This window comes from Aquimarina mytili, from assembly GCF_016735115.1.
Lineage (GTDB): Bacteria > Bacteroidota > Bacteroidia > Flavobacteriales > Flavobacteriaceae > Aquimarina > Aquimarina mytili.
This window is the reverse complement of record NZ_JAERQJ010000007.1, coordinates 81,999-98,250: the sequence shown is the minus strand read 5'-3', so window position 1 is coordinate 98,250 and position 16,252 is coordinate 81,999. Positions and strand designations below refer to the sequence as shown.

Annotated in this window: 10 protein-coding genes; 8 read left to right on the top strand and 2 right to left on the bottom strand. The window is 35.6% G+C overall.

Going from position 1 to position 16,252, the window contains the following annotated elements; translation table 11 throughout:
- The first annotated feature begins 126 nt into the window (after positions 1-126).
- The 7 genes from JJQ60_RS16485 (at position 127) to rlmB (ending at position 13,204) form a co-directional block, all read left to right on the top strand.
- A complete protein-coding gene (locus JJQ60_RS16485; protein WP_201922836.1) occupies positions 127-3,393 on the top strand; it encodes a SusC/RagA family TonB-linked outer membrane protein in 3,267 nt (1,088 codons plus the stop codon).
- Positions 3,394-3,407: 14 nt separating this feature from the next.
- Positions 3,408-5,135: a SusD/RagB family nutrient-binding outer membrane lipoprotein gene (locus JJQ60_RS16480; protein ID WP_201922833.1), complete on the top strand. Its 1,728-nt coding sequence runs from the start codon at positions 3,408-3,410 to the stop codon at positions 5,133-5,135.
- A gap of 50 nt (positions 5,136-5,185) precedes the next feature.
- A complete protein-coding gene (locus tag JJQ60_RS16475) occupies positions 5,186-6,226 on the top strand; it encodes a hypothetical protein (protein WP_201922830.1) in 1,041 nt (346 codons plus the stop codon).
- Between the two features lie 330 nt (positions 6,227-6,556).
- Complete coding sequence (locus JJQ60_RS16470; protein ID WP_201922828.1) at positions 6,557-9,778, top strand: SusC/RagA family TonB-linked outer membrane protein; 3,222 nt, start codon at positions 6,557-6,559, stop codon at positions 9,776-9,778.
- A gap of 18 nt (positions 9,779-9,796) precedes the next feature.
- Positions 9,797-11,437 (top strand): SusD/RagB family nutrient-binding outer membrane lipoprotein, encoded by a 1,641-nt coding sequence (locus tag JJQ60_RS16465; RefSeq protein WP_201922826.1) that lies wholly within the window; start codon positions 9,797-9,799, stop codon positions 11,435-11,437.
- A gap of 16 nt (positions 11,438-11,453) precedes the next feature.
- Complete coding sequence (locus JJQ60_RS16460) at positions 11,454-12,401, top strand: hypothetical protein (protein WP_201922823.1); 948 nt, start codon at positions 11,454-11,456, stop codon at positions 12,399-12,401.
- Between the two features lie 68 nt (positions 12,402-12,469).
- Positions 12,470-13,204, top strand: coding sequence for a 23S rRNA (guanosine(2251)-2'-O)-methyltransferase RlmB (rlmB, locus tag JJQ60_RS16455; RefSeq protein WP_201922820.1), 735 nt, complete (start codon positions 12,470-12,472; stop codon positions 13,202-13,204).
- Here the strand turns inward: rlmB and JJQ60_RS16450 are convergent, their stop codons facing one another.
- The gene (locus tag JJQ60_RS16450) at positions 13,205-13,963 is read right to left on the bottom strand and encodes a rhomboid family intramembrane serine protease (RefSeq protein ID WP_201922817.1); all 759 of its coding nucleotides are present in this window, start codon (positions 13,961-13,963) and stop codon (positions 13,205-13,207) included. It abuts the gene before it with no gap.
- A 141-nt stretch (positions 13,964-14,104) separates the two neighbouring features.
- Between JJQ60_RS16450 and JJQ60_RS16445 the strand changes: the two genes are divergently transcribed.
- Positions 14,105-15,388, top strand: coding sequence for a replication-associated recombination protein A (locus tag JJQ60_RS16445; protein WP_201922815.1), 1,284 nt, complete (start codon positions 14,105-14,107; stop codon positions 15,386-15,388).
- A 60-nt stretch (positions 15,389-15,448) separates the two neighbouring features.
- On the opposite strand, the gene JJQ60_RS16440 is transcribed toward JJQ60_RS16445, so the two are convergent.
- On the bottom strand, positions 15,449-16,192 hold the full coding sequence (locus tag JJQ60_RS16440) for a hypothetical protein (protein WP_201922812.1): 744 nt from the start codon (positions 16,190-16,192) through the stop codon (positions 15,449-15,451).
- Positions 16,193-16,252: the final 60 nt, after the last annotated feature.

Here is a 16,252-nt window from a genome sequence, read left to right as displayed (position 1 = left end):
ATTGTTAAATTATGTTAATTTAACTAATCATTTGCAGGTAATTAAGTTAAATTAATCAAAAAAACCATAAAATAGTTATTTCTTTTCCACAATTTTATGCCTGGCTAATTCTAATAATTAAAATACATGAAATCACTAACTAAGCAGATTCTAATGCTGTTCATGGCATTAGTTGCGCACATTTCTTTTGCGCAAGAAAAAACCATAACTGGTAAAATAACAGACGATGATGGCTCACCTCTTCCGGGTGTTAACATCATTATTAAAGGAACAAGCTCAGGAACTCAGTCTGATTTTGACGGAAATTATTCCATCGAAGCTTCTGAAGGAAGTATCCTAACGTATAGCTTTTTAGGCTTTACCAATAAGGAGACAGTTGTAGGTCCGAGCAACACTATTAACATTCAATTGTCAGCAGCTACTTCCGAATTAGAAGAAGTAATTGTTACTGCACAAGGTATTAAACGCGAAAAGCAAGCCCTGGGATACGCAGTAGCCGAAGTTAAAGACGACCAACTAGAGCAAAGAGCAGAAGGTGACATAGGTCGGGTTTTATTCGGGAAAGCTTCGGGTGTAAACATCACACAACAAAACGGTCTATCGGGATCCGGTACCAATATTGTAATTCGAGGTCTCAGTTCTTTTAGCGGAAGTAACCAACCCTTATTTATTGTTGACGGCGTTCCTTTTAGCAGCGATACTAATTCACAAGGTTCAAATGACGGAAATAGTCAAAATGACTTTATTGACGGAAACTCGGGATCGAGTAGATTTTTGGATCTTGACCCAAACAGTATTGAAAGCGTTAACGTTTTAAAAGGTCTTGCCGCTGCCACCTTATACGGAACTGCGGGACGTAATGGAGTAATATTAATTACTACTAAAAATGGTTCGGCCGGAAATGCAATTAAAAAAAATGAAGTAACTATTACTTCTTCATTCTTCTTTAATGAGATTGCATCTTTGCCTGATTATCAAAATCAATATGGTAATGGTTTTGACCAAGCCTTTGGATGGTTCTTTAGTAACTGGGGACCAAGTTTTGACGAAGAAGGTGTTGCCGGATGGGGTAATGGTATAAATTCAGATCCCAACAGAGGATTCAATGCAGATGGTACTTTAGCTCATCCATACAGTACTGCTGCTGCTGCAACAGGGATTCCAGCTGCGTTTCCGGAGTTTGCCGGTACCCGCTATGACTGGAGACCTTATGATAGTGTAGAAGACTTCTTTAGAACAGGAACTGTAGCTAGTACAGCTATTAACTTCAAAGGAACAACTCCAGATAACACATTAAGCTACAATGCAAATTACAGTTATCTTGAGGATGAAGGATTTACTCCAGGAAATAAATTACGAAGAAACACATTAGGTTTTGGAGGAAGAGCTACGCTAACTAACAAAATTACAATCTCTAATACATTAAACTATTCTAGAACTGATTTTAGAACTCCACCTGTATCTGCAAGTAGAGGTAATGGAGCTTTTGGTACTGGATCTTCTGTATTTGGAGAGCTATTTTTCACTCCGCGTAGCGTGGATCTAATTGGGTTACCCTTTCAAAATCCAATTAATGGATCTAGTGTATACTATCGACAAAATAACAGTATACAGCATCCACTATGGACAGTTAACAATGCTCAGAACAGACAAAAAACGAATCGTGTATTTGGTAACGGAACATTGCAATACGACCTTAACGAAAATCTTAATTTAGTGTATCGATTTGGTCTAGATAATTACACTGAAGCAAACACCAATCAACAAAACAAAGGAGGGGTAAGTGATGACGCAGCTCTTCGTAGTGGTGTGTATCAAACCTGGACAAATATCAATACTATTTTTGATCACAACTTTATCATTAATGGAGATTACACATTAACAGATGAAATCGGAATGACATTCAACCTAGGAGCAACTACCCGAAGAGAAATCTTTGAACGTAATGGAGTTGCAAGTAGTAGTCAGGTAGAATTTGATGTATTTAGACACGTTAACTTCCTTAATCAAAACGAAATTGAATTTAAGCAAGAGAGAAACATCGTTGGTGTTTATGGTCAAGCAGATTTTGACTATAAAAGAATGCTTTATTTAACCTTAGCAGGAAGAAATGACTGGGTATCCAACTTAACAGTTGATAATCGATCTATATTCTACCCAAGTGCAAGTGTATCTTTTCTTCCATCGACAGCTTTTTCTGGCATTAAGTCTGAAAATGGCATCAACTATCTAAAAATAAGAGCTGGTTATGGTACTTCTGCCAATTTCCCAACAGGATTTCCAGTTGCTGCAACTTTAGATCTTGACACACAGTATTTTCAAAACTCTGACACTGGATTAGACATTGTAACAAATTCTATTCCAACCAGACAAGAAAACCCCGATCTGAAACCAGAACGTTTAAATGAAATAGAGTTTGGTATCGAATCGCGTTTTTTCAGAAACAGAATAAGTTTAAACGTTTCTTATTATAGCCGTATTACCGAAGATCTAATCATTGACCGACCACTAGACCCTTCTACAGGTTTTGCTATTAGAAACGAAAATATTGGAGAAATAAAGAGTGATGGATTTGAACTTGATCTGGGTGCAGATATACTAAAGTCACCAGAACAAAATGGATTCCTATGGAATGCCAATATTAATTTCACAACTAATGAAACTATTGTTGAAGACTTAGGTGCTGATACCGACATCATAGTATATTCAGGATTTTCAAATTTAGGTAACGCAGCAATCGAAGGAGAACCTTTAGGTGTTATTGTCGGAAGTCGCATACAAAGAGACGCAAATGGAAATGCAATAATTAATGATGCCGGAAACTTCAGAGAAGAAGAAGGAACGTTTATAATAGGCGACCCCAATCCAGATTACCTATTAAACATCAACAATTCATTTTCTTATAAAAATTTCAACTTAAGTTTCCTATTTACTTTTGTAAAAGGAGGAGACATCTATTCAAGAACAGTTTCTACATTATTAGGTCGTGGTCTCACAACAGATACCGTAGATCGTGAAAACAGTTTTATACTTCCTGGAGTACGTGACGATGGTTCTCAAAACAACATCCAAATAAACAATTCTACGTTTTATTTCTCAAATGTATTATTTGGCCCAGATGAATTAGGCGTATTTGACGGTACAGTGTTAAGACTTCAAGAATTATCATTAGGATACAGTTTACCATCAAAATTCTTAGACAAAACTCCTTTTGGATCTGTAAGCATGAACCTAACGGGATATAATTTATGGTTCGACGCTTTCAATATTCCTGACGGAACAAACTTTGATCCTAATGTTGCAGGACTTGGTGTAGGTAACGGTCGTGGATTCGACTTCTTAAATGGACCTAGCTCAAGAAGATATGGTTTAAGTATTAAAGCTTCATTCTAAAAAAAAATTAAATCATGAAAATAATAAAATCAATATCATATAAAGTTTCCATGATAACACTCCTTTGTCTAGGATTGCTATTAACATCATGCGAAACCACAGAATTAGACCTTTCAGATAACCCAAACCAGTTAAGTCGTGACCAATCGGATCCTGATTTATTCTTAAATTCAATTCAGGTTGATTTTGGAAAAACGGTTGAACGATTTGGAGCAATTGCAGCACAAGTTGTCCGTATAGACAATATGAATGGTAGAGATTATCAGAATGTATATGCACCAACCGATTTTAACGATGTTTGGAGTGGGTCATATCAATCCACAGGTGAAGTTTTTGAAGATCAAAATCTACATAATCAAACTTTCAGTGGTATTCTTGCCGATGTGAGAGCATTAGAACCTCTTACATTAGAAGAAGAATTATACCAACATCTTGCCATGTCGCAAGTATTAGAAGCCTATATTATTGTAACATTGGTCGACTTTTTTGGAGATGTACCATATAGCGAAGCATTACAAGGGAGCAGCAACTTAAATCCATCAGTTGATGACGGAGCATCTATTTATGAAGCCGCCTTATCACTACTAGATGATGCCATAATCAATTTTGACAAGGATTCATCTGCAGAACCAAACCTTGATCTATTCTATAATAAGGATTGGGATAAATGGATCAAAGCAGCGAATACCCTTAAGATGAAAATCTATTTACAAAGAAGATTAGTTGACAGCGAAGCAATTAATAGATTTAATGAGATTGTAACCGACGGTAATTATATTCAAAATTCAAGTGAAGATTTCCAATTTTCTTGGGGAACCAATGCAATTCAGCCGGATAATCGTCATCCAAGATACGCGAATAACTATGAAGCTGATGGAGCCGACGAATACATGTCTAATTGGTTAATGAATTTAATGTCTGAATCTGACGATCCAAGAATCAGATACTATTACTACAGACAAAGTAACGTAGTACCAGGTGCCGAGGCTGCTCCTAACGAAGAAACGCTAAACTGTTCTTTAGAAAGCCCTCCACAACATTATATAGATGGTGGATTTACATTCTGCTACCTAAATAAAGGATATTGGGGTAGAGATCATGGTGATGATGATGGGATCCCACCAGATGGATTTTTAAGAACAACATTTGGAGTGTACCCAGCTGCTGGTCGTTTTGACGATAGTAGTTTTGAAGGTACATCTCAAGGAGATGGTGCCCAGGGAGCAGGAATCACACCCGTATTACTATCTTCATGGGTAGATTTTATGATTGCTGAAGTAGCTATGGAAGAAATGAATACAACAGCAGCAAGAACTTCATTAAGCAATGGATTAACTAAATCAATTGCTAAAGTAGGAACATTTGGCGCTCTTGATCCATCTGGCGACTTAAGCTTTGAACCTGATGGAACAGCCATTAACTCTTTTATTGCGGATCGCCTAGCTATTTTTGATGCCGCCGTAACTATGGATGATAAAATGGATGTTATTGCAGAACAATATTGGATAGCATTATTCGGTAATGGAATCGATGCTTATAATTTTTATAGAAGAACCGGTTTTCCAACTACATTACAACCAAACATAGAGCCATTTCCTGCAACTGGAAATTTCATACGATCTTTTCCGTATCCAGCAGATTTAACCACCAACAACTCATCAGTTGATCCTAAACCCGATGTGAATCAAAAAGTTTTTTGGGATAACAATCCCGACTCACCAGCATTTCCAATCGCGAATTAATGGTTAGCTATATTTAAAACTTGGTAGTTTAAAACAAAAAATTAAAGAACATGAAAAAAATATTTAAATACTATAGCACATTATTAGCTTCCATTTTTTTACTTGGCTGTAGTGGTGATGACAAAACTGTAGATCAAGTACTAGATGGAGTGACTAATGGAGCTATATTAAGAACCATAGATATCGATAATAAACTTATCTATAACGATATAACAACATCTTTTGAAGCTGACTCTGATTATACATTAATTATTGAAGAACAAGATGCTAGTAATGGAGATCTATTAAGTGAAGTAGAAATTTATGCTCGTTTTGTAGAAAACACAAGAATAGATACCAATGGAGATCTTGTAGTTGATGAAAATGATGATGATCTTTCTACAGAAGAAGGTTTAATAAGAACACTTACCGCGAGTGATTTTGAACCCGGAGATAGAGGAGTTCCTATTTCTACAATTAATTTTACCGCAGAGGAATTAGTTTCTTTTACCGGAGTTGATGAAAGCAAAATTCAAGGAAAAGATGATTTCGCATTAAGATTTGTACTTAAACTTACAGACGGAAGATCTTTTTCTGTTGATGATGCAAGCGGTAATGTATCAGGAGGATCTTATTTTTCTTCCCCCTATACATACAGAACCACTATTGGGTGTGCTATCACTGAGAGTTTAGCAGGAACGTACACTTATCAAATCACATCATTGGTATCAGCTCCAGGAGGAACGAGTAATTGCCCGGCAGGCCCATTAACCGGCGAGGTAACCTGGGAAGATACCAATACTCCAGGAGAATATTCTACTTCAGATATAAGCTTCGGGCAATTTGACGCTTGTTATGTTGATGTGTTTTCTGCAATTACATTCGATCACATCCTTGTCACATGGGACTGCACCAATTTAGTCGCAGAAGGAAAAATTGAAACTGTTGAGGTCGACACCGATAAAGAAGATGAGTTTTCATATGTATACACCATTACAGCTACATCAGGATCAGACATGACTATAGAATTTGGTAACTCTAAAGGAGACCAAGGAACCGTTATCTTAACAAGATCTGGAGGCAGCGAATGGCCAGTACTTCTTCAAAGATAAAACCAGAAACATAATTTGAATTAAATCAAAGGCTTCTTAAAATATTAAGAAGCCTTTTTTTCATTCATTAGAAACAACAATTACAGATAATCTATTGAATTTCAAAAACATTAACTCAAAAAAAAGATCCAAGTACTACATATAAAGATATAACATCAAGTACAAAACAATTCATAAGTTTCATTTCAACATATTCATTTCTTTTAACTAAACTCTCCTATTTACTATGCATACAACGTAAAGCATAATTTAAATTTTAATACTAAAAAATTGGTTTATTAAGATTTTATTATCATTTTTGGCATTGGCTAATTCAAATAAATCTATAAAATGAGAACAAAGTTTAGTGGAATTCTAACGCTAATTCTGGCGTTTGTAGTGCAACTATCGTTTGCACAAGAAAAAACGATCTCTGGTAATGTATCCGACAATAGCGGACTTCCATTACCCGGAGTAAACATCGTTGTAAAAGGTACTGCTACAGGTACACAGACCGATTTTGATGGTAACTATACCATTAATGTTAATAGAGGTGCTGTGCTTACCTATAGTTATGTAGGTTTTACAACAAAAGAAGTTGTTGTTGCTGATGATGACAGTATCAACATTCAATTAGAAGCTTCTGCTTCTGAACTAGAAGAAGTTGTAGTAACAGCGCAAGGTATATCAAGACAAAAGAAATCTCTTGGATATGCCGTTAGTACACTTAAAAATGATGCTATTGAGAGCAGACCTGAAGCTGATATAGGTAGAGTATTAACAGGTAAAGTATCCGGTGTAAACGTGGTACAATCAGGTGGTGTTGCAGGTAGTGGTACTAACATCCGAATTAGAGGTAATGTATCTATTACAGGTGATAACCAACCTCTTTTTGTGGTAAACGGTATTCCTTTTAACACTAGTACTAATGCTGAAAGTAATGTTACAACGGGTAACGGTTCTGTGTCTGCATCAAGTAGATTTTTAGACATCGACCCTAACAGTATTACTAATGTAAGTGTACTTAAAGGTTTAAGTGCAACTGTACTATATGGAGATGCAGGTAGAAACGGGGTAATCCTAATTACTACAAAAACTGGATCAACAGCTTTAGTAAACAAAGGTTTCGAAGTTACATTTAACCAATCTGTATTTGTAAACGAAATTGCTGGTTTACCTGATTATCAAAACACATATGGGCAAGGGGCAAATCAATCTGCAAACGTTGCTTTCGTAGGTAACTGGGGAGACAGATTTGATAGAAACATCACTGTTCCTGCACATTACGATCAAGCTCGTTTTGCAAATGTATTCCCTGAATTTCAGGGACAAACTGTTCAATACCGACCATTTGAAGATAACGTAAAAGATTTCTTTAGACAAGGTTTTGGTTATACAACTTCATTAAACGCAAATAAAAGCTCTGAAAACGTATCTTACAATATTAATTTTGGACATACTGATGAAGATGGTTATGTACCAGGTAATAATATTACTAGAACTAATTTTGGTCTTGGTGGTTCTGCAAAATTAAGCAACAAGTTTACGGTAGCAGGTGCTTTCAACTTTGCAACAAGTGAATTTACTACTCCTCCAGTTTCGGCTAATAATGGTACAGGAAACTTTTCTTTATTTACAAGAACATTATTTATCCCAAGAAACTTAGATCTTAATGGATTACCATTTCAAGATCCTGTTACAGGAGCAAATGTATATTATAGAACTGATCAAAATAACCCTCGTTGGTTAGCAGAAAATGCAAAAGAAACAATTAATGTTAATCGTTTCTATAATAACTTAAGTACTACTTATGATTTCAATGATAACTATTCATTAACGTACAGAGTTGGTTTGGATACTTATGTTGAAGAACAAGAGTTTTACGTTAATAAAGGTGGTGTTGGTCGTTTAGAAGCGCAAAATGGTTTCCTAAAAACAACATCTGCAACAAATACTATTTGGGATCACAGTTTATTATTCAACATTAAAAGTGTATCTCTAACTGAAAAGTTAGGATTGAATGGTACTTTAGGATTTAACTCTAATGCTGAAACTTTTGAAAAGTTTGGTGTATTTAGTACTGGACAGTTAGTATTTGATTTCATTGATCATACAAACTACCAAACTCAGAGTAATATAGATCCTTTTGGAAGTAGATTAAGTCAAATAGTAAAAGAGAATACTATTGGATTATATGGACAGTTAGAATTTGATTATGACAGCTCATTATATTTAACACTTGCTGCTCGTAATGACTGGTCTTCTACTATAGAGCAAGACAATCGTTCGCTATTTTACCCAAGTGCATCGGTTGCTTTTGTACCAACAACTGCAATACCTGGATTTAAATCTGATATCTTAAACTTCATGAAAGTTCGATTTGGATATGGTACTTCTGCAGGTTTCCCTGGAGCGTATAATACGAGAGCTGCTATTAACATTGCAACTTCTCAATTTACAACTGGATCAGGTAGTATTATAAATACTAACTCTAACTTGAATACGGCTCCAAATCCTGACTTAAAAGCAGAATTACACAGAGAGCTTGAAGCTGGTGTTGAAACTAATTTATTCAACAACAGAGTAAATCTTGAATTAAGTGTATACCAAAGAGACTCTAAAGATCAAATTCTACAAAAGACATTAGGACCATCTACAGGTAATACTTTCCAATTTATCAACGCTGGTAAAATTGAAACTGAAGGTATTGAGGTTGATTTATCAGTAACTCCATTCAAAAGTTCTGATGATGGATTCCAGTGGGTATCTAACTTCAACTTTACAGCTGCCGAAAGTACTGTAGTAGACTTGCCTGGAGGTGATGATGTATTTATCGCTGGTTTTTCTAACTTAGGTAACTACGCAATTGAAGGAGAGCCTTTAGGAGTACTTAGAGGTAGTTTTGCGGTAAGAGATAATGAAGGTAACTTAATTATTGATCCAAACGATGGAACTATTATTGCAAGTACGGATTTAGGATTAGATGATGAAATCATTGGTGATCCAAACCCAGACTGGAGAGCAACTTCTATCAACACATTCTCTTACAAAGGGTTTAGCCTTATGGCACAAGTAGAGTATACACATGGTGGTGATTTCTCATCTAATACGATAAACAACTTATTAAGAAGAGGGGTTACTACAGATACAGAAGACAGAGAAGGAACTTTCGTTATTCCTGGAGTTTTGGCTGATCCTGGAACAGGAACACCACTATTAGATGCTCAAGGAAATAAAATCCCAAATAATATTCAATTGGGAGCAAATGAAGTATATTTCTTAAACTTAATTGACCCAGCTGAACAAGGAATCTATGATGGTTCTGTATGGAGATTGAGAGAAGTTTCATTGACTTACAGTTTACCAAAGAAGTTCTTAGACAATACACCATTTGGTTCACTTTCATTTAGTGTTTTAGGTCAAAATCTATGGTATTGGGCTCCTAATGTACCAGATGGTACAAACTTCGACCCAGAAGTAATTAGTACTGGAGTAGGAAATGGTTTAGGTTTGGATTTCCAGACTGCACCATCATCTAAGAAATATGGGTTTAGCTTAAAAGCTTCTTTTTAAAATATTAAAAAATTAGAAATGAAAACAGTAAAAAATAGACTCAATGTAATATTAGCTTCACTGCTACTTATTACAATTGTCACAAGTTGTGAGACAACCGATCTGGAACAATTAAATGATCCAAGTAGAGAAGTACCAGAAAGTGCTGATCCAAGTTTGCTTCTAAACAATGCTGCATTGCAATTTGCGAATGCCTTTGCCTTCAACGAAGGAAACGAAGACGGACTTAATGTTAGGGCTTCAGAAACTATGAGAATGCAACATTTATTTGGTCCTTATGCAGGTCCATTCTCATTAACTTCTGGAAATATAAACAGAAACCTTTGGCAATCTTTTTATAGAGAAACTCTAAAAGATATAGAGACTTTATTACCGATTGCAGAAGAAAGAGGAATATTAGGTGTTGCCGGTGTGGCGAAAATATTAAAAGCCTATACTTATGTAACTCTTGTAGACACTTGGGGAGATGTTCCATTCACAGAAGCTTTAAATGCTACTGATTTCCCTAGCCCAAGAGTTGATAGTGGTCAGGACATTTACAACGCCATGTTACTACTTCTTGATGAGGCAATCGCTAATATCAGTACTCCAGAATCAATTATGCCAGACGATGAACTTTTCTTTCCTGGTAGTGTTGACATGCGTAGAGCAAAATGGTTAACATTAGCTAGAACCTTAAAGTTCAAAATGTATCTACAAATGCGTCGAATAGGAGATTTCTCTGCTGAGATTAATGCACTTCTTGCTGCAGGAATAATTGATGATCCTTCAGAAGATTTTCAATTCCAATACTCTACAGTATTAAGTCCTACAGATAGTAGACACCCTTATTATGCTGTTACTTATGATAATGATGGTGCCGGAGATTACATGAACAACTATTATATGACTCAATTTAAAGATGGTAAGTCAGGAACTCCGGATCCAAGATTGCGTTATTATTTCTACAGACAAACAGATGATGATCCAACTGGTGATGATTTACCATGTGAAGGTCTGCCTGGGTTTAACTTTTGTTATATAGGCGATGGTTATATTGGTAGAGATCATGGTGATAATCTTGGTGTGCCTAATGATGGTATAGAAAGAGCTACTTATGGTTTATATCCTATCGGTGGTAAGTTTGATGCCGATGATTTTACATCTGTTTCTGCGGGAGCTGGAGCTGGTGGAGCAGGAATCTATCCTTTCATGCTATCGTTTTATACTAAATTCATGACGGCAGAATCTGCTTTGATGAGTGGTACTACAGGTGATCCAAGAACTTTATTAGAAGAAGGTATTAGAGGATCTATGGACAAAGTATTAAACTTTGCACCTAGTCAGGTTAATCCTGCTTTTGCAGCTACAACTGCTGATGTAGATGCATATGTAACTGAAGCATTAGCTCTTTATGATGCTGCAACTACTGATAATGAAAGATTAGATGTTATCATCAAAGAATATTACCTTGCATTATGGGGTAATGGGTATGAAGCTTGGAACAATTACAGAAGAACTAGTTTCCCAAGTGATTTAGAAACTCATGTACAAGTACCTGGTCTTTTCCCAAGAACTTTCTTGTACCCTGCTGCAGAGGTAAATGCTAACTCTAATATCAATCAAAAAACAATTGATGTTAGAACATTCTGGGACACAAACCCTGATAATTTAGATTAATAAAAAAATAAGAAAGATGAAAATAACAAATAAATATTTAGCCTATTTCGCGCTATTATTATCTATTATCTTGGTAGTATCTTGCGAGGATGAAGATAAAGACTTTATAGGCAATTCTATAACTAAAAGCGCTCCGTTTGCACGATTTGATGAGACTCCAATTCCTATTGTAGGTGTTGACGATGTAAATGATGTATCATTTAGTTTCAGAGTATTAGATGCCAATAACAATATAGCATCTTATGACTTAAGAATTGCTGCTAATCTAGGCGGCACTCAAACAGACACAGTTGCTTTAGCATCATTTACTAATTTCCCTGCTGATATTAGTTTCTCATCTTCAGATCTTTTTACACCACTTGGTCTTACTGCAGCTGATGTAACTTTTGGAGATACTTTTTTCTTCGTTGCCTCTGTAACAGGTGATGACGGTAATACATATGATCAAAATGTAGCTTTAGGATTTGATGACCTTGATGATGATGATCCCCAGACTTATGAGTTGACAGGTGATTTCATTGATGAGCTTAGAAACGAAGCTGGGTATAGACAAGCATACTTATTCCAGTTTACTATAGCATGTCCTGCTTTCCCAATTGATGATGTTGTAGGTACTTACAATGTAGCATCTAATGGTCTTGCAACGGCACTAGGATTAACCGATCCAGACCCTACAAGAGAGGTAATCGCTGGCCCTGGTGATAATCAAATTACTATCGTTGGTGGTTCTGTTGGATTTGCCGGTGGAGGTGATTTAACTGTTGATATAGATCCTTCTTTTGGTGGTCTTACTGGCGGAGAAGGTTTAGCCTTCCCTGCTTCAATAATTGGATTTGCTTCTGATTTTGGTGACCTTGCTGGAGCTGGTGGTCTTGCTGTTCCATGTGTTACTCCTAAAACAATAACGTTACCAATAACGCTTACTTGTTGTGGTGGAACATTTACAATGGTACTATCTCAATAATTATTATTGATCACAAATAATTTAAAAATCACCTCTTAACGGAGGTGATTTTTTATTAAAAGAATATTATGAAAAATGAATCCCAAATATTTGGTATTAGAGCAGTTATTGAGGCGATATCTGCAGGCAAAACAATAGACAAGCTTTTTGTCCAAAAAGGATTACAGGGCGACCTTGCCAGAGAACTTATGAGTGTATTGAAAAAGGAAAACATTTCATTCTCATACGTTCCAATAGAAAAATTAAACCGACTTACTCGAAAAAACCACCAGGGTGTAGTTGCCTATGCCTCCCCTATTGACTTTTACGATCTTGAAAACCTTGTAATGCAAGTTATAGAATCTGGAGAAACTCCATTGTTCTTAATCTTAGATCAACTATCAGATGTTCGCAATTTTGGAGCTATTATCAGAACTGCAGAATGTACAGGTGTGCATGGTATCATTATACAAAAAAAGGGAGGAGCACCAGTAAGTGCGGATACCGTTAAAACATCTGCCGGGGCAGTATTCAAAATACCAATTTGTAAAGTAGACCACATCAAAGATGCCATGTTTTATTTGCAAGGTTCTGGTATAAACGTCATAGCCGCTACAGAAAAAGCTTCTGGTTCTATTTATGACATAAATCTAAAAAATCCTACAGCAATCATTATGGGTAGTGAAGGTAAAGGCATATCAAGTTCGGTTTTAAAATTGGTAGATCATCTGGCAAAATTACCACTGTATGGAGAGATTGGCTCGCTAAACGTATCTGTTGCTTGTGGTGTATTTTTATATGAAGTGATAAGACAACGATTATAATTAACGCTCTTCTTCTGTCTTATTCTGATCAGTACTATCAGGCTTATACTGATATACTATTTTTATTTCTTCATCAACCTGTTCTTCTTCTGGCAATTGCTCTATAAAATTACCATTTTCATCAAAGTGCTTTAAAAACTCATCTTCTTCTGGTTTATACTCTGGCGATTCCCATGTATATAATATTGGTTTGGCCACTCCTCTTTTGATAAGAAATGCAAGCACCGAACCCGTTAACAAACCCGACAAATGTCCTTCCCAAGAGATTTTGGGATCAATTGGCAGAATATACCAAATCATACTTCCGTATATAAAAACGACAACAAAAGATAATGCCGTTAGCCGAAAATGTTTTGCAATTATACCTTTAAAAAAAAGAAAACCAAAAAGCATATATACTACACCACTCGCACCGATATGATTAGCAGGACGGCCAAGCAACCAAGTGCAAACTCCGGTAACAAAAACGCCAATAAACAACACTTTCCAGGCATTGGGGCGATAAAAATAGAAAAGAGCTGCAGATAAAATAAGTAATGGCAGGGTATTATGCCATAAATGTGAAATATCTGAATGAATAAATGGTGATAATAGGACACCGCGTAATCCCACAATAGATCTAGGATATACGCCAAAATGATTAAAATCAAAGCCAAACCGAACTTCAAACCAATATACAATCCAGATGAGTAGTACAAATAATAAAGGATACCCTATTACCCCAGTACTAAACTTAAAATGATCATTTCTTCCTTTCATTATATGAAGAAGATATCAAAAAAAAGTCCAAAATGCCAATACCAGATAAATTGGCAGTCTTTATTACGGATTAAGAGTATTAAGACTTTATATATTCATTTTCTCATTTCAAATTTTATAAAGCTTTGTAACTTTGTTATTATGAATACAAATCAACCTTTAGCAGAACGAATACGTCCAAAATCATTATCAGCATATCTTAGCCAAGAACATTTGATCGGAGATGATGGTTCTCTAACACAGCAAATAAAAAAAGGAATCATTCCTTCTTTAATATTATGGGGACCACCCGGAGTAGGAAAAACTACGTTGGCAAATATTATTGCAACAGAATCTCAAAGACCTTTTTATACATTAAGCGCAATCAATAGTGGAGTAAAAGAAGTGAGAGAAGTTATAGATAAGGCTAAAAATAGTGGAGGGTTATTTACTGCTAAAAATCCTATCTTATTTATTGATGAAATTCATCGATTTAGTAAATCTCAGCAAGATTCTTTACTAGGTGCTGTAGAGAAAGGTTGGATTACCCTTGTTGGAGCTACAACAGAAAACCCCAGCTTTGAAGTGATTCCCGCACTCTTATCCCGTTGCCAGGTATACGTTCTGAATCCCTTTGGGAAGGAAGAATTAGAAGCATTGCTAAATAGAGCTATGTTAGAAGATGAGTTTCTAAAAACAAAAAAGATAGAATTAAAAGAAACTGAATCATTACTAAGACTTAGTGGTGGAGATGCCCGAAAATTACTTAATATTTTTGAGTTAATTGTTATGAGTCAAGATCAAGATCCGGTTGTAATTACCAATGACCTCGTACTTAAGCTTGTACAACAAAATACAGTTAGATATGACAAGACTGGAGAACAACATTATGATATCATTTCTGCATTCATTAAATCTGTACGGGGTAGTGATCCAAATGCATCGGTATATTGGTTAGCTCGCATGATTGAGGGAGGAGAAGATCTTAAATTTATTGCTCGAAGAATGATCATACTTGCTTCTGAAGATATTGGAAATGCAAATCCCACAGCCCTGATCATGGCTAATAATACGTTTCAGGCAGTGAACACCATTGGTTATCCAGAAGCTAGAATAATATTAAGCCAATGTGCTGTTTATCTCGCTACTTCTGCAAAAAGTAATGCTTCTTATATGGCTATAAATAAGGCACAACAATTAGTCAAACAAACTGGTGATTTATCTATCCCTTTACATATTAGAAATGCACCAACAAAACTGATGAAGGAACTCGGTTATGGCGAAGATTATAAATATTCGCATGATTATAAAGGCAACTTTGCCCATCAAGAATTTCTTCCAGAAGAGATTAAGAACACTAAACTATATGAACCCGGTGATAATCAACGCGAAAATTCATTTAGAACTTTTCTAAAATCGCGATGGGGTGATAAATACAATTACTAGGTCCTTATATAACTTTCTATAATTAATTATTAATTATAGAAGAAGTCTATCAAAGTTTGATTACTGCCTAGCTAATGTATCGGTAATTAGTTTATTCGTTGCTGGGTTAATTCTTTCAAGAATAAAATTTCCATACCCGTCAAAATATCCAGCGCCACTTAAATCATTAGCATCAACCAAATAGCTGTTATCTTTGCTCATTTTATATATCTTCCCCTCAGAAAGCAGAGTCTCTTCTTGCTTAGACAAAAGTTCATAACCGTATTCTTGCTTTTTAAACACATATGTTTTGTTATTCCAAGTAAAATCGAGTGTATTCTCTGATGGCACTACAACTTCAGGTTTCTTCTCTTTTGAAGTTTCCGGTTTTTTATCTGATGGCACGCTTTTTACATCCTCACTCGTTTCATTTGCCTCATTATATTTATAATTAAGCCTGGCTACGTTTTTAAATGCATTTCTAAGCGCTTCTTGAAACCCTTTTCTATATTCCTTTTCTCTACTAGTCCCTTCTGGCGAAGTATAAACAACAATTCCATTACAATCGGTTAGCTGGATCGCTAATTTGGTTACAAAAAGCCCATTACCTTTTACAACGTCGGCCAACAATTTTTTACAACCATTATCCTTAAGATCCTCTGGAAATTCATCAGTATTCATCAATGCATTAAATCCATATTTATTGAATAAGAACTTTGTCATTGAGTTCAACTGATATGCATCTTTATCATTAAAAAAACCAAATCTTTCAGGAACTACAACATACTTATAGTCATTTACACTTTTTTGTGAATATATATTCACACCACACATTATAAAAATTACAAAAAACAAAAAACGCTGCATATTCTTTACATTAAAATT

What these genes read in the sequence shown, in the direction of transcription:
- JJQ60_RS16485 (WP_201922836.1), top strand. Translation starts at nt 127, where the DNA reads ATGAAATCACTAACTAAGCAGATTCTAATGCTGTTCATGGCATTAGTT.
- JJQ60_RS16480 (WP_201922833.1), top strand. Translation starts at nt 3,408, where the DNA reads ATGAAAATAATAAAATCAATATCATATAAAGTTTCCATGATAACACTC.
- JJQ60_RS16475 (WP_201922830.1), top strand. Translation starts at nt 5,186, where the DNA reads ATGAAAAAAATATTTAAATACTATAGCACATTATTAGCTTCCATTTTT.
- JJQ60_RS16470 (WP_201922828.1), top strand. Translation starts at nt 6,557, where the DNA reads ATGAGAACAAAGTTTAGTGGAATTCTAACGCTAATTCTGGCGTTTGTA.
- JJQ60_RS16465 (WP_201922826.1), top strand. Translation starts at nt 9,797, where the DNA reads ATGAAAACAGTAAAAAATAGACTCAATGTAATATTAGCTTCACTGCTA.
- JJQ60_RS16460 (WP_201922823.1), top strand. Translation starts at nt 11,454, where the DNA reads ATGAAAATAACAAATAAATATTTAGCCTATTTCGCGCTATTATTATCT.
- rlmB (WP_201922820.1), top strand. Translation starts at nt 12,470, where the DNA reads ATGAAAAATGAATCCCAAATATTTGGTATTAGAGCAGTTATTGAGGCG.
- JJQ60_RS16450 (WP_201922817.1), bottom strand. Translation starts at nt 13,963, where the DNA reads ATGAAAGGAAGAAATGATCATTTTAAGTTTAGTACTGGGGTAATAGGG.
- JJQ60_RS16445 (WP_201922815.1), top strand. Translation starts at nt 14,105, where the DNA reads ATGAATACAAATCAACCTTTAGCAGAACGAATACGTCCAAAATCATTA.